General features: G+C 35.7%; 11 protein-coding genes and 1 riboswitch. Of the genes, 8 read left to right on the top strand and 3 right to left on the bottom strand.

The window, feature by feature from the left end; translation table 11 throughout:
* Positions 1 to 177: 177 nt before the first annotated feature.
* Together mfd and RHO14_07555 are read left to right on the top strand one after the other, a co-directional pair.
* Entirely contained in the window at positions 178 to 3,621 is a 3,444-nt protein-coding gene (mfd, locus tag RHO14_07550) for a transcription-repair coupling factor (protein ID WVD70208.1), read from the top strand.
* Between the two features lie 24 nt (positions 3,622 to 3,645).
* The gene (locus RHO14_07555) at positions 3,646 to 5,043 is read left to right on the top strand and encodes a DUF945 family protein (GenBank protein ID WVD70209.1); all 1,398 of its coding nucleotides are present in this window, start codon (positions 3,646 to 3,648) and stop codon (positions 5,041 to 5,043) included.
* Between the two features lie 227 nt (positions 5,044 to 5,270).
* On the opposite strand, the gene RHO14_07560 is transcribed toward RHO14_07555, so the two are convergent.
* Entirely contained in the window at positions 5,271 to 6,206 is a 936-nt protein-coding gene (locus RHO14_07560; GenBank protein WVD70210.1) for an AraC family transcriptional regulator, read from the bottom strand.
* Between the two features lie 288 nt (positions 6,207 to 6,494).
* Here RHO14_07560 and RHO14_07565 point away from each other — a divergent pair, with 288 nt between their 5' ends.
* From RHO14_07565 to RHO14_07580, 4 genes are all read left to right on the top strand, one after another.
* Positions 6,495 to 7,397: an SDR family NAD(P)-dependent oxidoreductase gene (locus tag RHO14_07565; GenBank protein WVD70211.1), complete on the top strand. Its 903-nt coding sequence runs from the start codon at positions 6,495 to 6,497 to the stop codon at positions 7,395 to 7,397.
* A gap of 74 nt (positions 7,398 to 7,471) precedes the next feature.
* On the top strand, positions 7,472 to 8,455 hold the full coding sequence (locus RHO14_07570; GenBank protein ID WVD70212.1) for an aldo/keto reductase: 984 nt from the start codon (positions 7,472 to 7,474) through the stop codon (positions 8,453 to 8,455).
* A gap of 234 nt (positions 8,456 to 8,689) precedes the next feature.
* Positions 8,690 to 10,276, top strand: a complete 1,587-nt coding sequence (locus RHO14_07575) for a carboxylesterase family protein (GenBank protein ID WVD70213.1) — start codon at positions 8,690 to 8,692, stop codon at positions 10,274 to 10,276.
* A 221-nt stretch (positions 10,277 to 10,497) separates the two neighbouring features.
* The gene (locus tag RHO14_07580; protein WVD70214.1) at positions 10,498 to 11,283 is read left to right on the top strand and encodes a PhzF family phenazine biosynthesis protein; all 786 of its coding nucleotides are present in this window, start codon (positions 10,498 to 10,500) and stop codon (positions 11,281 to 11,283) included.
* Between the two features lie 149 nt (positions 11,284 to 11,432).
* Here RHO14_07580 and RHO14_07585 read toward each other — a convergent pair whose 3' ends face one another.
* The gene (locus tag RHO14_07585) at positions 11,433 to 12,047 is read right to left on the bottom strand and encodes a riboflavin synthase subunit alpha (protein WVD70215.1); all 615 of its coding nucleotides are present in this window, start codon (positions 12,045 to 12,047) and stop codon (positions 11,433 to 11,435) included.
* A 77-nt stretch (positions 12,048 to 12,124) separates the two neighbouring features.
* Positions 12,125 to 12,195: riboswitch (Fluoride riboswitch) on the top strand.
* A gap of 106 nt (positions 12,196 to 12,301) precedes the next feature.
* Here RHO14_07585 and crcB point away from each other — a divergent pair.
* Positions 12,302 to 12,682 carry a fluoride efflux transporter CrcB gene (gene crcB / locus RHO14_07590; GenBank protein WVD70216.1) on the top strand — a complete coding sequence of 127 codons (381 nt, stop codon included), beginning with the start codon at positions 12,302 to 12,304 and terminating at the stop codon, positions 12,680 to 12,682.
* 102 nt (positions 12,683 to 12,784) lie between these two features.
* Entirely contained in the window at positions 12,785 to 13,246 is a 462-nt protein-coding gene (locus tag RHO14_07595; GenBank protein WVD70217.1) for a SulA-like leucine-rich domain-containing protein, read from the top strand.
* A 70-nt stretch (positions 13,247 to 13,316) separates the two neighbouring features.
* Here the strand turns inward: RHO14_07595 and RHO14_07600 are convergent, their stop codons facing one another.
* Positions 13,317 to 18,260: a DNA repair ATPase gene (locus tag RHO14_07600; protein ID WVD70218.1), complete on the bottom strand. Its 4,944-nt coding sequence runs from the start codon at positions 18,258 to 18,260 to the stop codon at positions 13,317 to 13,319.
* Between the last annotated feature and the right edge of the window lie 89 nt (positions 18,261 to 18,349).

The following is an 18,349-nucleotide window of genomic DNA, read 5'->3' on the forward strand; positions in this document are numbered from 1 at the left end:
AAAACCAATTGATTTAACCGCTTGATTTTTAACTATATAGTTTTAAATTATGATGATAATAATGATAGCCCATTATCATATCAAGAATACTGCAATCATGATATCTTGATTTATTAATTGTGCAAATTAAGCTATAATCAAGGACTGAATTTATCATGGTGCGACTAAGATTTATACATGCCTAATATTACACTACCGAGCGCGCAGGGAGAAATCCAAGAGTTTGGTCAATTAATCGGCTCATCAATTTCGCTATTTTGCGCAAAAATATTATCACTTCATCAAGGCCCTGTTGTTATTATCACTGATGACATGCAGCAAACAAGCCGTTTATATGAAGAACTAAAGCAATATTCGTCGATGCCCTCTATTTTGTTTCCGGATTGGGAAACATTACCTTATGATAGTTTTTCACCTCATCAAGATATTATTTCGCAGCGATTATCGTGCCTTTATAAGCTCCCAACCTTTAAAAAAGGCGCTTTGATTCTTCCTGTAAATACCTTAATGCAAAAAGTTTGCCCTAGTTCATATTTAAGTGGTCATGTTTTTATCATGCATAAAGGGCAACAAATATCGCGTGAAGGATTAAGATCACAGCTTGAAAATGCCGGTTATCGTAATGTTAGTCAAGTCATGGAGCACGGGGAATATGCAACTCGTGGGGCACTATTTGATATTTATCCAATGGGCAGTAATGCGCCCTACCGGCTCGATTTTTTTGATGATGAAATAGATAGTATTCGGCTTTTTGATGTTGAAACGCAGCGAACCTTAGATGAAATTGATAATGTGCAATTATTACCTGCTCATGAATTTCCATTTGATAAAGCGGCAATAGAGCTATTTCGTAGTCAATGGCGAGAAAATTTTGCAGTTAGGCTTGAGGCTGAAAGTATTTATCAGCAAGTGAGTAAAAATATTTTACCAACCGGCATTGAATACTGGCAACGGCTCTTTTTTAATGAGCCACTGATAGCGCTTTTTGGATATTTACCGAATAATACCTTATTTATTAATACTCAACATATCCATCAATCTGCCGAAAAATATTGGCAAGATATACAAAATCGCTATAACAGCCGCAATGTTGACCCGATGCGGCCATTGCTTAAACCAGAGGAAATTTGGCTAAAAGTTGATGAAGTCTTTGCTCAATTCAAAAACTATCCTCGAATCGTTATTAGCAGTAACAAAATAGATAATAAAAAAGCGCAAAACTTAGGTTATGAGCCGTTACCTGAGCTTGCGATCCAAATACAACAAAAAGATCCTTATCATCATTTTCAACAATTTTTAGAAAATTATCATCATAAAATTATTTTTTCGGTTGAATCACAAGGTCGCCGTGAAGCGCTACAAGAAATCCTGGGTAGAATAAAAATTCATCCTAAATATATCGAAACAGTTAGCGAACTTGATGCAACAGTTGCGCAGTTTTATTTAATGGTTGGCGCAAGTGAGCAAGGATTTATTGATGTTGATAATCACTTTGCTTTAATTACTGAAAATGAATTACTCGGCCGCCGTATTATCAGGCGTAAAAAAGAAGCCAAACAAGCGATTAATACCGATAATTTAATTCGAAGTTTAGCCGAGTTAACGCCGGGTAAACCAGTTGTGCATCTAGCGCATGGCGTAGGACGCTACGCTGGACTTACAACGCTTGAAACGGGCGGCATAACAGCTGAATACTTAATTATTATTTATGCAAATGACGCAAAATTGTATGTCCCTATTTCATCATTGAATTTAATTAGTCGATATTCTGGCGGTGATGAGGAAACGGCGCCACTAAATAAACTAGGTACTGATACTTGGAGTAAAGCGCGAGAAAAAGCTGCTGAAAAAATTAGAGACGTTGCCGCTGAACTGCTTGATATCTATGCTCAACGTGAAACCAAGCCCGGCTTTGAATTTAAGCAAGATAGAGAGCAGTACGAGTTATTTTGTCAAGGTTTTGCATATCAAGAAACCGATGACCAATTAAATGCAATTGGCGCTGTAATTGGTGATATGTGTGCGCCGATCGCAATGGATCGCTTAGTTTGTGGTGATGTTGGCTTTGGTAAAACTGAAGTTGCAATCCGCGCTGCATTTTTAGCGGTGATAAATCACAAACAAGTTGCATTATTAGTACCAACAACCTTACTTGCTCAGCAGCATTATGAGAATTTTTGTGATAGGTTTGCCAATTGGCCAATTCGTATTGAGGTTTTATCTCGTTTTAAAACCGCAAAACAACAACAAAAAATACTTACCGAATTGGCAGAAGGTAAAATAGATATCATTATAGGTACTCATAAACTCTTACAAACTGACGTAAAATGGCGAGATTTAGGTTTACTCATTGTCGATGAAGAGCACCGCTTTGGTGTAAGGCAAAAAGAACGTATTAAAGCAATGCGAGCGAATGTTGATATTTTAACTTTAACTGCAACGCCGATCCCAAGAACGCTCAATATGGCAATGAGTGGTATGCGTGATCTATCGATTATTGCAACGCCACCGGCAAGGCGCTTAGCGGTAAAAACCTTCGTTCGTGAATACGACAATTATGTGATCCGGGAAGCCATTTTGCGTGAGATCTTACGCGGTGGGCAAGTTTATTATCTGCATAATGATGTTTCTGATATCGAAAGCAGACGAGAAAAATTACAAGAACTCATCCCAGAAGCGCGCATAGCGATTGGTCATGGTCAAATGCATGAACGTGAACTTGAACGAGTGATGAATGACTTTCACCACCAACGTTATAACCTACTTCTTTGCACAACTATTATTGAAACGGGTATTGATGTGCCAAACGCTAATACTATTATAATTGAGCGCGCCGATAAATTTGGCTTAGCGCAGTTACATCAGCTAAGAGGACGTGTTGGGCGCTCTTATCATCAAGCTTATGCATACTTATTAACGCCGCCACCAAAAGCATTAACTAAAGATGCCAAAAAACGCTTAGAAGCGATCGCGTCTTTAGAAGACTTAGGCGCAGGATTTGCCTTAGCAACTCATGATTTAGAGATCCGAGGAGCTGGAGAGCTATTAGGTGACGATCAAAGCGGTCAAATAGAAGCAATTGGTTTTAATTTATATATGGAATTACTTGATGAAGCCGTCAAATCATTAAAACAAGGTAAAGAGCCGTCATTAGAATCACTATTAAGCAATCAACAAGTTGAAATTGAACTGCGTTTACCAACACTCATTCCAGATGATTTTATTGTAGATGTTAATAGCCGTTTATCACTTTATAAGCGCATTGCAAGCATTGAAGAGCTTGACGAGCTAAGTGATATTAAAATTGAGATTATCGACCGTTTTGGGCGTTTACCAGAGCCCGTGCAGTTTTTATTAGACGTAACTAAAATTAGGTTTACCGCTCAGCAATTAGGAATAAATAAAATTGAATTTGGCGAAAAAGGTGGTTACATTGAATTTGGCGCCAATAACCAAGTTTCGGTTGATTACCTAATTGGTGAAATACAAAAAGATCCGAAAAGTTATCGCCTAGATGGGCAAAATCGATTAAAACTATTAAAAACAGAATTACAAAGACAACAACGTATCGACTATATAAATACACTACTTAGCCAATTTGCTTTACATAGCGCTAAATAGTAGCAAAATAAGGAACATTAAATCATGAAGAAAACAGTTATTGCTACAAGTATTGTTGTCATTTTAGGGGCTGGATATACACTTGCTTCTTGGTACACGGGTAATATTATTGAAAATAATATTGATGCCAAAATAGCACAAATAACAAATCAAATTGACCAATATAAAGGTTTACCTGATGTCAATATTCAATACAGTGACTATCATAAAGGTATATTCTCGACCTCTTTTAATTTAACCGTAAATACCGTTAATCTTGAAAATCATCAAAACACCCTTTTTAATGATAAAGTCACTATTTACCATGGGCCTTTCCCTTGGAGCGAGATAAAGTCTGGTGATTTTTCGCCTAAAATGGGGGCTTTTATTTATCAAACATCAAAAGAGAGTAATGAGAGCCTATGGCTTGCTGCTGGTAATAAACCGTTTATGACCATCAACTCAAGTATTGATTATAGTGAAAATATAAAACTAACAGCGAATAACGAACCAATAAATTATACGAATGAAGAGCTTGGTACTAATTTACAAGCAACTAAAAACAGCCTATTTCTCTCGATCGATAATCAGTTAAATAATTTAGTGATTCAAGGCCAGATCGATCAATTGACGTTAAAAAACCAAATGGATTATTTAGAAATAAACCATTTAGTTTTAACCGGTAACGTTGTTAAATATGCGGATTTAGGTTATCAAGCTAAAACTGAAGTTAGCATCGAAAATGGCTTAATAGGCCGAGTAAATTCGAATAACGAAAACCTTAACAATAATGACAGTATCAAGGTCAATCAACTAGCGATAAACATTAATGCAGCGCGGCAAAATAAACGCTTAACAGGAGATATCTCTTCATCGGTTAATAATCTATTTTTGGGCCAGCAAGATTTAGGTAAAGGTGAGATATTAGCGAATTATACCCTGCCGCTTAATTATGATTTATCGGCAGAGACTAACGATGATAAAGCGTTAAGAAATTGGTATGTTAAGCTTGATAAATTATTATGGCACAATCAACAAGGTAACTTAAGTGCTAGTTTTACATTAAATGTTGCAGATAATGATAATATGCCTTGGGATCAGCTTGATGAAGATAACCTTATCTTAGCTCAAGCTAAGGTAAATTTACCATTAAAGCCCCTTACCTACTTAGCGGCTCAAATCAGTAATCCACAAAAAAGCATGCCTGATGATAATGATATCCAAAGCGTCACTAAATCTGTTGTGATGCTATTTGGCTTATTCTTAAATAATTCGCCAATTATCGATTTTAATTATGATCCTAATGATGAGATTGAAGATGGCGTTAGTGTAGACTTATACTATTCTAAAGAAGAAAATCAGGCTAGATTAAAAGGGAAATCAATAACCACAGGGCAATTTTGGCAAGCTTTAACTAGAAATAAACTCCCTAAATTTAATTAATAATTTCAATAACACCTTACCGTTTCTAAAATGTTAATGGTAAGGTGTTTAACTCTAATAATCTTGTCATCGCCATAAATATTTATACGGTTAACTGACTAATAAAAATCTCGTTCAAAACTTATCGTAACCTATGTATTTAATATAAAAATACGCCTAAATTTAAGCTACATTCAATATCTAAGTGCAAGTTTGGTTAGCAAGATAAAATTAATCACTCGAATGTATTAATATGCCAATGAATGAAATTCATTTTTTTTAATAATATTGGTAATATTTTTTCGTGGTGGTTCACCAAATAATCGTTTGTACTCGCGAATAAATTGCGTTGCACTTTCGTATCCAACATTCATCGCTGCTTGAGTAACATCATACCCTTTTGATAGCATAAGGTACTGAGCCTCGCTAAGTCGCAACTGTTTTAGGTACTGGATTGGGCTTAAGCTGGTAACGTCTTTAAAATGTTTATGAAAAGTGGATGCTGCCATATTTGAGCGCTGTGCCAGTTCTTCTATTTGTAATGGTTGCTTATAATTATTTTTTAGCCATGCAATAACTCTGGCAATTTGATTACCTTGGGAACCAAATGTATTAAGAGCTCGTAATGTATGACCAAAGGGACTTGATAATAAACGATAATGGATTTCTTGTAATAATAATTCTTTCATAATTGGAATTTGCTCTGGCTTTTCGGTGAGTTCAATCAAACGTAAAAATGCATCAAGCAGATCGCCTTCCACGGCTTGTATCATTGCTCCTCTAGGCAAAGTATTAAGCGGCGTTGACAAAATAGGTGTTTTAGATGCCAGGCTTGCAATAAGGCCAATATCCAAATTAAGTGACATAGCAAGATAAGGCGCATCTTTACTTGCTTTCATTACACAGCTTGTAACAGGTATATCTATTCCGCTAATAAAGCAGATATTTTGGCCATAAAGATATTCTTGTACGCCGATTTTAACTAATTTTTCACCTTGTACCACAATAATAACAACAGGCTCAAAAAAATGAGGTTTGGGATCATCATTATTAATATGTCTATGAAATGAAAACCCCTCAATTACGGTCGAATATGAACCAGTACTAGCATCGGTTATTTGCAGAATTCTATCTTTAAGTATTTGCCAACTTTTAGTCGGGTTTATGCGTGAATCTTTTATCATAGTGTCATTATAGTCGTACAATTAAAATAAAAGTAATAGTATCGCCAAATAGAGATTATGTAAAATAATAAAGTTTAATAAAAATACAACAAACTGATTAATATGAATATATTTAACCATTAAATAGATGTAAATAAATTAAATTCCATATTTATAGAGTAATAGGCAGTAAATAAAGAGTAATACGCTATCTGTAAATCGGTGATGAAGATATATTTAACCAGTCGTAAAAATACCAGATCGATTGATTTTATTGTGATATCAAAATTATATTTATAGGAGTTTAAAATGACACATTCTTTTACGTTTACCTCAACCACCGATGAAGTACTTGCTGGTTATGATCTTAAGGATAAGCGAATTCTTGTAACCGGCGTATCTTCGGGCCTTGGTATTGAAACAGCGCGTGTACTTGTTGCACATGGCGCTGAGGTGGTTGGCACCGCACGTGATTTGTACAAGGCTAAAGCAGCAACAAAAGAGTTTTTCGACACTAAATCAAATAGCGGTAAGTTTACACTTGTTGAATTAGATTTAGCTAATTTAAAAAGTGTACGTGCATGTGCTGATAAGTTACTTGCCGATGCTTGCCAATTTGATGTAATAATTGCCAATGCGGGGGTTATGGCGCCCCCATTTGGTCATACTCAAGATGGCTTTGAAACGCAGTTTGGCACCAATCATCTAGGCCATTTCACTTTAATAAATCGTGTTGCCAAACTACTCAGCAGTAGTGCTCGCATCGTTGTCTTATCGTCAGCGGCACATCATATCGCTGATGTAGATCTGAATGATCCAAATTTTGAGAAGACCAAATACGACCGATGGATTGCGTATGGGCGATCAAAAACGGCAAATGCGTTATTCGCGCTTGCGTTTGATCATCATTATCGTAAAAACGGTATACGAGCTATTGCAGTTCACCCCGGCGCCATTGAAACCGGTCTTCAGCGTAATTATCCAGCAGCAGAAGAAGCGGCACTTATTGCCTCTATTAATGCAACAAATGCGAGTGCTGGCCTTCCACCTTTTAAATATAAAACAATCCCTCAGGGAGCTGCGACAACGGTATGGGCTGCTATTGTTGCCGACGCTGAGATTGTTGGTGGTCATTATTGTGAAGATTGTCATATGGCAAGCATTAATGATTCTCAAGGTATTCATGGCGGGGTTAGTTCTTATGCATCGTAACCTAACGCATGCTAAAGCTTTATGGCATATCAGTGAAACGTTAATTGGCGAAAAATTCGATTAGGAAATATCAAATGAAAAAAAGAATACTTGGCGTAAATGGGCTTGAAGTCTCAGAATTGGGGTTTGGTTGTATGAACTTATCATATGGTTACGCTTCAAAATTACAAAAAGAAGAAGCAATTAGGCTCATTCGTGATGCTTACGATAGTGGAATTACTTTCTTTGACACAGCCGAAGCATATGGTGAAAATAATGAAACATGGCTAGGTGAAGCAACGGCTCCTTTTAGTGATAAAGTTGTTATTGCAACTAAATTTGGCTGGAAAGATGGTGATGCTCGCACTGGAGAGCTAGACAGCCATCCTGATCGTATTCGCTTTGTGGCTGAGCAGTCGCTTAAACGTTTAAATATTGAGTGTATTGATCTGTTTTATCAGCATCGAGTCGATCCGTCCATTCCAATTGAAGAGGTAGCTGGCACCGTTAAGGACTTAATTAAGGAAGGTAAAGTTAAGCATTTCGGCCTATCAGAAGCGGGAGCGACAACCATTCGCCGAGCAAATGCCGTGCAGCCTATTGCCGCATTACAAAGCGAGTATTCCATGTTTACGCGAGGCCCAGAAGCTGACATTTTACCTGTACTTGAAGAGCTTGGGATCGGCTTTGTGCCATTTAGTCCACTTGGTAAAGGTTTACTAACCGGCAAGATTAATACGGATATCATATTTGATAAAGACGATATTCGAAGCACCTTACCTCGCTTTCAAGAAAATGCACTTAAAGTTAATCAAAAACTTATCAATGCCCTCAGCCAAATTGCTGTAAATAAAGGGATCACAACTGCACAAATTGCATTGGCATGGCTACTCAATCAAAAAAACTGGATTGTTCCTATTTTCGGCACAACAAAATTGAGTCGTTTACAAGAAAATATTGGCGCAACGCAAGTCAAACTAACCTTTGATGAGCTAGCTGCAATTGAAAACATATTAGTTAATCAAAAAGTACAAGGTGATCGTTATAGTAAGCAAGCAATGAAGTTGGTTGGTCGATAATCCTATTTAAAATTATAAACCCGTATTCAATCAAGATGCTTGCTTTTTAAATTTAGTATTGGTGCTTTAAAAGTATGTGATTAAAGGCAAAGACTTGAAAATAGCCGGTTGTTATTTACAACACCATTATCTAGCATTTTTAATGGTAATAGGGATACATCGTGTTAGAAAAAATCAAATAAATGCTAAGTATAGTCAGCACATTATATTTAGCACTATTATAAAGGTATTATCATGAAAAATATGATCAAAAAAGTTTTAATTTTAGCGCTAATAAGCTTAAGCCCATTTATCGCTTTTAACACAGTATCTAAAATTAAAGATACTATTTTAATCGATTCGGGTATTGTTCAAGGAAAAGATAACGGAGATTTAATATCTTGGTTAGGCATTCCTTATGCAACAGCGCCAATCGGAAATTTACGCTGGGCCCCCCCTACTTTACCAGCAAAATGGTCTGGTATTTATAATGCAAAGCAGTTTGGTAATTTTTGCCCACAAAATGACGATCTTGGAGTGTTTGGCGCGGCTGGCGGCGCAGAAGATTGCCTAAATCTTAATGTTTATATTAGTAAAAAAGCCATGACTGAGGACCAAAAACGACCGGTCTTTGTATGGATCCATGGAGGGAGTCTTTGGGTTGGTGCTAACCGCGATTATGATGCAAGTAAACTGGCTTTACAAGGTGGTGTAATCGTTGTAACAATTAATTACCGACTTGGAATTCTTGGTTATTTTGCCTCACCTGAGCTTAAAAAAGAATATAATCATTTCGCTAATTACGGACTGATGGATCAGCAGTTTGCGCTTGATTGGGTTCAGCGTAATATTGCCGCATTTGGTGGCGATCCAACTAATGTAACCATTTCAGGTGAATCATCTGGCGGAAATAGCGTTATGTCTCATATTATATCTCCCGCTTCCGCCGGAAAGTTTCAACATGCAATCGTCATGAGCGGCGCATCTGTAATTTTGAAACATCCTACATTTGGTGCCCCTAAACCGCTTGATTATGCGTATGAAATGGCTGAAAAATTTGCCCATATAATGGGATGTGATGTTGATAATCAATTATCTTGTCTTAGATCATTGCCTTTAGATAAAATACTAGCAAACCAACGGCCATACATTCATAATCAAATTATTATTGATGGTTCAGTAATTCCAGCACACCCTAGTGATCTTTTACGAAATGGTCATTTTAATCACGTGACATTTGTTAATGGAACAACATTAGATGAAGGTACTTTTTTTGCTGGTTTCCCAGAAAATCAATCAGGACAAGTAATGGACCAAGATCTCTATAAAACCATGATGCAAGGCTTTTTTGGTGATTATACTGATGCTGTGATAAAAGAGTATCCTATTGCACAATATGTAACAAGAAGTAATGCTTTTGCAGCAGCGGCAACCGATATGGAGTTTGCGTGCACCGCAAGAATGATAAATCGTTTAGTTGCTGATAAAATGCCAACATATGCTTATGAATTTTCAGACCGCACCGCGCCGTCTTACTTAAAACCCACTTCATTTGCTTTAGGTGCTGCTCATACTTATGAACTTTCCTATATTTTTCCAGGGTTTCATGGTGGTAATGGTATCAAGACAAAATTGAATGCATTTCAAGAGAAGCTTTCTAACCAAATGGTTCAATTTTGGACAAAAACTGATAAGTTAACCGATGGGCATTTTAATTGGTCAGCTTATGACAAACAAAAAGATAATTATATGAGGCTTATTTTACCCCAAGCAGTTATGCAGGAAAATTATTTTAATCAAGTACATCATTGTGACTTTTGGGATGCATCAGGGGCTTACTAATTTGTAATTACAACAAAATCACCCTCACCATATTAGCGTCTATATAACGATTAGACGCTAATATTTTAAGCTTATTTACGATTAATTTATCTGCTTCTGGTTTAAAACCATTAATGCAATAGTACGATAACAAATATAAACTGATAATATAACGATACATTAAGATAGCAAGATATTGATAATCTAAATTTTATCTTGTGTGACAATAATAAGGATAATTTATGTTAAAACAATATGTTGTAGATGCTTTTGCCGATAAACTTTTTGAAGGCAATCCTGCGGCAATATGCGTTATGCAAACATGGGCTGATGATAAGCTAATGCAGCTAATTGCGATGGAAAATAACCTATCGGAAACCGCCTTTACGGTTAAAGAAGGCGAACACTATAAATTACGTTGGTTTACACCCGGTGGTGAGATTGATTTATGTGGCCATGCAACGCTTGCAACCGCATTTGTTTTAATGAATTATGTTGATAAGAATATGACAAAAGTTCATTTTCAAACATTAAGTGGCGAGTTAATTGTAACTAAAACTGATGATTTTTATGAGCTAGATTTTCCACGCTTTCAATTACAACAGGCAGACATCACTGAGCAAATGACACAAGTTATTGGTTTTAAACCAGTTGAAGCTTGGTTAGGCCGTGATTTAATTTGTGTGTTAGAGCATGAAGAGCAAATCTCAAAGGTAAAAATTGATCTAGAAAATGCGAAAAAATTACCGGGCCTTTTACTGCATGTTAGCGCTAAAAGTTCTCAATATGACTGTATTAGCCGAAGTTTTGCGCCTAAATTAGGGGTAATTGAAGATCCGGTGTGTGGTTCAGGCCATTGTCATATCGCGCCACTTTGGTCTGAAAAACTAAAAAAATCAAAATTAGTGGCGAGGCAAGCATCAAGTCGAGGCGGCACACTGCACTGTAGTGTCGATAAGTTAAGAGTTAAGCTAGCGGGTAAAGCAATATTATATTCAGTTGCCGAGCTACAATTACCTAGCTTTTAAAAAGATTTAATCGGTATTATCTTGCTGTTTTGATAATACCGAACACAAAATAACGCACGTAAAATTGCCGGTTAACGGCGCACTTAACTTACGCATATTGAGTATAAATATAGGTCAGCTAAAATTTAAAAAACCATCAATAGTATTATCTATTTAACCATTTTTTGTGCTAACACTCGTTCTACCGTATCAACGATTGCTTGAGTTTGAGCATCGATTTCAATGTTGACTAAATCGCCGACTTTTTTATCTTTCAAGGTGGTAATTGCCAATGTTTCAGGGATCAAATGAATATCAAACCCACAACTGCTCACATTACCAACCGTTAAACTTGCCCCATCAATACCAATAAATCCTTTATATAACACGTATTTCATAAACTCAGCAGGCATCGCTAAAATCATCTCGCAATTGGTTGCGGTTTTATTGATTGCTGAGATTTTAGCCGTACAAGAAATATGACCAGACATCACATGACCACCAATTTCATCACCATATTTAGCACTGCGTTCAATATTAACTAAATCACCAACACGTTTATGACCAAGGGTAGTTAAAGCTAGTGTCTCTTCCATAATATCAAACGTAACACAGTCATTTGCCAATGATGTTACCGTTAAGCAGCAACCATCATTAGCAATTGAAGCACCAATTTCAATACCATGAGTTAATTTTTGGGGTAATTTTACTTGATAGGTACGTAATTTATCTTTATCAATAATATCAACAATCAAGCCAACACCTTGCACAATTCCGGTATACATAACTAATGTTCCTTATATAAATTTAACGCCTATTCTAACATTAAATTATTGCAAAATAACCTCTATTATTGTAACTTTACTGGCAAGGTGATGGTGTTCCACCTTTCCCAACCGCCGTAATTAAACGGATGATGACGCCTGATTAAGCCGAGTAATAACGAGGAGATCAGTGCATATCAATAAAATATCTTGCTTACTGATTTTTCCTTATAATATGGCTATCAATTTTATTATTTATTCTATAAGGGTATTTTATGCTAAAAGCAATCATTGCAATTGCTATCGGTTCAACCGCTGGTGGCGTTTTACGTTGGGTTTTATCAACAAAATTTAATACATTGTTTATTATCCCCTTTGGCACGCTTCTTTCAAATCTTATTGCTGGTTATATTATTGGCTTTGCGATGACATTACTTGCCAATAGCCCGAATATTTCTCCTGAGTGGCGACTGCTTATTATTACTGGTTTTTGTGGCGGTTTATCTACCTTTTCTACTTTTTCAGCCGAGATTGTCACTTTTTTGCAAAAAGGCCAAATTACGCTCGGTTTAAGTACTATTGCAATTCACGTTATCGGTTCAATATTAATGACTGTACTTGGCATCTTAACTTATCAATGGTTGAAAGGATTATAACGTTTATACAGATTAAATGTTTATTGTAAAGATTCAAATAGCTATTTACTTTCGCAAATCACTGTATTAATATACACTGTATATTAATACAGTGAGGTGACTATGTTAAACGTAAAAAGAAATAAAACATCAAACCAAATCCACTTACCTAAAGATAATCAATTAAGCATGGTAAGTTTTGAATCGCCTCTACAACAAGTATTGCAACAACAGCAATTATTATTAAACCTATTAAATCAACAAAATAAATGGCAATTTTGGATTTCATCAAGGCCGATGTTAAAACGCTCTTGGTTAAATCAGGCTGGATTAAATCATCAAAAAATTATTCATTTATCAAATGTACAGCAAATAAATATGATTGATATGATTGAAAAAGCGCTATTAGCAAAAACATCAAGTTATGTTGTTGCCTGTATTAATGATTTACTAAATGATAGCGATAAATATCGCTTACAGCAGGCGGTAAAGACAAGCGGCACTCATCTTTTTTTAATTGATGATAATTTCCTTAATTATAATGATTTTATGACAATGTCTTTAGGAATAAATAATCTTCATTAATCAAATCTCAACCAAACAATAAAAAAATACCGCTTATGGTCAATAAGCGGTATTTTTTTGATGATAGCTATCACTGTTTTAATGATTGAACACTTTGTACCAAATCAGCTAATTGAGTAACAATTTTTGCACCAGTATCAAGATCATTACCGCCAAGTGCTTTATTGCGCATAAAGTCTTTCTTTATTTGCACCCAACGAATTGATTGCTCATCAGTCATTTTATTACGAATCTCAGCCAATTTAAGTAGGTTTTCTTCTGCCCCTGTCGTTAATAATTGAGCTTCACCTAAATAGTGATCATCGATCACTTGATTAATCTCTTGCTCATTCATTACCGGAGAAACCTTTTCGGCAAGTTTATTCATATTACGGTAACTACCTTGTAATTTGAATGATGGTTCTTGGCGATACTTATCGGACTGTGCCGCACTGATGATATATTGTTGATTAACTTTAAATACGATTTCTCTTATTTTGATAAGGTGCTTTAATACGGTAGTAATTTCATTGATTTCAGTTTGGCTATACCCATAACTTAATTCATTACTATTTAGCGGCTTACCTAAAGCATGATCGATGAGTTTATAGAGATCGTTAAGATCTCTTAGTGCTAAAGGCGCAAGCACTGAGTTTGATGTTAAACAGTTTTCAATATAACTTGAGGCAAATACCTCTTCCATTCCGCCTAGCACTTCGCCTAAATTATAAATATCGGCTCGGTTAGCAAGCATATCTGGAATTTTGAATACTTCACCTGATTCAGTATAAGGGTTACCTGCCATAATTACACAAAACTTTTTACCACGAAGATCGTAAGTTTTTGTATTTCCTTTCCATACACCTTCAATCCGCCGTGAACCATCACAAAGCGAAATAAATTTTTGTAAAAATTCAGGATTAGTATGCTGAATATCATCGACATAAAGCATGACATTGTTACCCATTTCAAACGCTAAGTTGATCTTGTCTAATTCCTGTCGAGCTGTCGCATTTGGTGCTTGCTGTGGATCAAGCGATAAGACATTATGACCGAGAGCAGGACCATTAATCTTCATAAAGATTAAACCAAGACGATTAGCAACGTATTCCATTAATGTCGTTTTACCATAACCAGGCGGGGAAATAAGCAATAATAATCCCATTAAATCGGTGCGTTTACCCTCACCCACGGTCCCCATCTGTTTTGCAAGATTATCGCCAATTATCGGTAAATAAACATCATTAATTAATTTATTACGCACAAATGAACTTAACGGTTTAGCTTTAAACTCACTAAGATGTAAAGCTTTCCTCTGTTCATTAAGTATTTCTTGCCGTAGTTTTTGATATTGTTGATATTCTGGAATAATAACCCGAGATTGCCTACGCATGCGATTAAAAAAGTCATCGAGATTAATGGTTAATGTTCCTTGCTTCACCGTTGGATGCTCACCGAGTAAATCTCTAATGGTGATATCTAAATCAACCTCACTCATATTTAATGCAGCGTTAGTTTCTTGTTCTAGCATAAATAATATAATGGCTTCTGGTATATAATTATTTATCGCTTGATATTCAGGAAGCGAACAAAGACCTTTTAACCAATTTTCAATTAATAACCAACGATCAGCAAATCGTTCATGTAAACTCAATTGTGATTGATTAAAATTACTCCACATATGTGTTTTTTCTAAGTGTTTTTTTAACCCGTCAAATAATCGATTACCGTATTTGCTTAAGATAAATTCTCTTGGTGTATTGGCTAAAACATAACTTAAATATTCTGATGCTTGTATTAAATGATATTTTTCATGTGCAATAGACTGATTATTGAAAAAATCTGCCATGGCATTAATCATTTCTTGGCGCAGGCTTTGTAAACCATCGTCATGTTTAAAAAGTTCAAAAATATCCATACAGGTTTTAGCTTGTTGCGGCCATAAAGCAACAAAATCTAAATCTTGATTATATTGCCAATACAAAATAGCTAAGCTGCGAGCTAATGGATTATAACGTAATAATCCCGCACTCTCCCCAAGAGGGACAAGCTTGGTAATTATTTTTGCTGCATCATGGTCATGGATCCCTTTTTCATAACCTTCACGATAACGTATTGCAGCAAAATCACGTACTGTTTTAATTAATATTTCTGGTTGATTTATTTGCGAAGAAAGCTCGCTATAAGTTAAGCCCTCAGTATTTTTTAACGTCGATGCAATCAATGAATAAACAAGGTATTCAGCCCGATAAACAGTTGGCGACTCTGACTCAAGCGCTATTGACCAAAATGATTTATAACTTTGTAGTTTTGAATTACTTATTTGCTCTTGGTAATCGGTACCTGTAAGTTGTAGGTAAAGGTTACCATCTTTAGGTAAAATAGTTAAATCCGACTCTTGGGTATTAACGCTAAACCGATGCCGAGGGCCTAATTTGATAACATTACCACCCGCTTCAAAAATCTCAGATTTATCACGTAAAGCACGAATAGATTGATCTCTCGCATTTTTAAAACGAGCTTCAATATCATCTGCTTTGACGTTGTCAGATAATTCACGTAACTTTTCAGTGAGATCTGTTATTTTTATTGCTAACTGATCAGCAGCAAAGAAAGCATTAAGTTCTGTTTGGTTAGTGAATTTCGCTGTGCGCCTTGGAATACTTTCTAAAATTCGTTCAGCGGCAGTAAATAGTGTTTGGGTTCGTCTTGCTCTTTCTTCTAATAATGATTGTTTATGCGTTTCAAACGTTTCAATTATTTCTTCCCGTTTAGCAAGGATATCATTTAAAAATGTTTCATTATCACTAAATTGATTTTCTAGCTCTTCGAGTTGTAATGATAAACGAGATAACTCATCATCACATTTTTCTGGTGTAGTAGATAAACTTATAGCACTCGCAATACTTTGACTAAATAATTTAAATTGAGCGCCAAATTGAGCTATCATTTCAACGCTTGTTAATGACTTGCGTTTTTGATTAATTCTAGCTTTAGTTTGATTAAGTTTAGAATAAACCTCAGCAATTGATTCAACAATTTTAGTTTGTAAGGTAATATCATCAAATTTTAATGTTGCCATTAATTGAGATAACATATCAAGATCTAATGACATCTGCTCTGCAGTTTTAATTAAATCATTTAACTGAACTGCTACTGTCACGGTTATTAATTGTTTTTCAATATTATCAATCGCAATATTGAATGGTTGGAATGCTTTTTCACCCGCTAAGAATTCAGCGGTAGCTAAAGAAACAACAGTTCGTCGTTCTTTTAATTCATTCTCCATTTTATCGATCTCAGTAAGATCGATATAACGGTAACTTCGTAGCGTAACTAATTGGCCTAGTTGTAAATTTATTAAGTTTAGGGCGTCAACAAATTCTTGGGTTTCTTGCCAACTATCTGGATATAATTTTGCAAGTAGCTCTTTTTGGTTTGAAATAGCTTCTCGCATTGCGCTAGTTGATTGACGCCGAATACTTTCTACTTTTTCATATTCATCAATCACTAATTCACTCGTTTGTGAAATACCGCGTAGTATTGATACAAAGGATAGATTTTTGTCATCATTAAGCCAAAAATAGCTATCAAATAGTTTTCGGGTATCTTCGCTTAATTTCGCATAAAGCTGAGATGAGATACTTTGATTATCTATTTCACGGCAAATAAAATAGAGATCGGAAATCCCTCGTACTAATTCAGCATTACCTATTTTACCTAAAAAGCTATTGTTAGTTGGCTGCTGAGCTGCAAACTCATCGCTATAAAATGGAGTTTGCCAAATTTGCATGGGGTGAACTCGAGTAGGCTCATTATTCTCGCCCTCAAAGACGACCATTCTGCCATCTTCAAATACGGCATATCCATAACCCAAAATAGGATTATTGAGTTTGCGTTCAATCATATTGTAATTAAATAAAGCTAAGCGGCCTGAAGTTGGCTCATAAAAAATATAGAGTACATCCTCACCATTTGGTGAGCGGCGTATACGACGAAAACGCATACCGTCCATAGATTGTTCGAACGATTTATACTCGCCGTTTTGTAAATAATAACCTCCAGGAAAAATAATTCCGTGATCTTCAGGAAGTTCAATACAAGAAAGGCCAATTGCATCAATCCTTTGAACTTTTTGCGTCAATGTATTATAGATAAGGTAACGGCAATGATCTTCTCTGTAAGGTAGTATTTTTAGTAAAATTAATGTACCGACTTTAGCATAATCAATTTTTGCATCATTTATAGATTGATTTTTATCGAGCACTTCTTCACGATAAATACCTAAGCCATCATTGGTGTTATTTTCACATTTAATGGTCAAATCACCACCAATAGTTTCGACAAATACTGAATCTAAAATATTAATATGCGGAAAACGGCCGTTTACGATATTCTCGCGCGTGGTTTCTTGCCACTCAAAACTATAAGCCGGTGGTAAGGCAATATCACGCTCACCACGATTATCAATGTAGTTAATCGTTTTTTTATCGCTAGATATTGACCAACGAAATACCCTAATATCACTGACTCGTTCACCTATTTGAAAGCTAGCAAGTAATTTACCATCACGTTCAACTAATTGTAACAGCTGGGCATTTTTATAATAGGTATAGAGCTCACTAAAATCTTGTACAAATCGGTCGATATTCAAAAACGTATCATTAAGTTCAACAGGATCAGCATCATACATCCCCTCTTTTTCGACTAAATGATAAAGCGAAAAAACATCCTCAATTTTAGTCTCTTTCTTCAATCCTAAAAAGACGTTATAACCAAATAATAACCAGTCACCAAAACGAACAATATCACGTGCGATACAATTATTATCAGTACGAATACGAATGCGGCTAATGATTGACATATCACTTTTACCAAATTCAGAGAGTCTTTGTTGGTTAAGTTGTTCCGTCTTTTGATTTAAATCTTGACCAAGTACCGTTAAACGTTTACGTAAAATTTCATAAGCACCACCTTCTGCGACGGCATCATCTAAAGAAGTTTGTTGTTGGTTTTGTTGTGGAATTTCTGCCATATTTAGCTCATTGATTTTTTATATAGAAGAATAATATAGGCAGTAAACTTGTCAAATAGGTGTTTACTGCCAATCGATTTAGTGAACAA

This window comes from Orbaceae bacterium lpD04, assembly GCA_036251935.1.
Lineage (GTDB): Bacteria > Pseudomonadota > Gammaproteobacteria > Enterobacterales > Orbaceae > Orbus > Orbus wheelerorum.

Excerpts from the sequence above, each read along its gene's own strand:
- mfd (WVD70208.1), top strand. The coding sequence starts at position 178 with ATGCCTAATATTACACTACCGAGCGCGCAGGGAGAAATCCAAGAGTTT.
- RHO14_07555 (WVD70209.1), top strand. The coding sequence starts at position 3,646 with ATGAAGAAAACAGTTATTGCTACAAGTATTGTTGTCATTTTAGGGGCT.
- RHO14_07560 (WVD70210.1), bottom strand. The coding sequence starts at position 6,206 with ATGATAAAAGATTCACGCATAAACCCGACTAAAAGTTGGCAAATACTT.
- RHO14_07565 (WVD70211.1), top strand. The coding sequence starts at position 6,495 with ATGACACATTCTTTTACGTTTACCTCAACCACCGATGAAGTACTTGCT.
- RHO14_07570 (WVD70212.1), top strand. The coding sequence starts at position 7,472 with ATGAAAAAAAGAATACTTGGCGTAAATGGGCTTGAAGTCTCAGAATTG.
- RHO14_07575 (WVD70213.1), top strand. The coding sequence starts at position 8,690 with ATGAAAAATATGATCAAAAAAGTTTTAATTTTAGCGCTAATAAGCTTA.
- RHO14_07580 (WVD70214.1), top strand. The coding sequence starts at position 10,498 with ATGTTAAAACAATATGTTGTAGATGCTTTTGCCGATAAACTTTTTGAA.
- RHO14_07585 (WVD70215.1), bottom strand. The coding sequence starts at position 12,047 with ATGTATACCGGAATTGTGCAAGGTGTTGGCTTGATTGTTGATATTATT.
- crcB (WVD70216.1), top strand. The coding sequence starts at position 12,302 with ATGCTAAAAGCAATCATTGCAATTGCTATCGGTTCAACCGCTGGTGGC.
- RHO14_07595 (WVD70217.1), top strand. The coding sequence starts at position 12,785 with ATGTTAAACGTAAAAAGAAATAAAACATCAAACCAAATCCACTTACCT.
- RHO14_07600 (WVD70218.1), bottom strand. The coding sequence starts at position 18,260 with ATGGCAGAAATTCCACAACAAAACCAACAACAAACTTCTTTAGATGAT.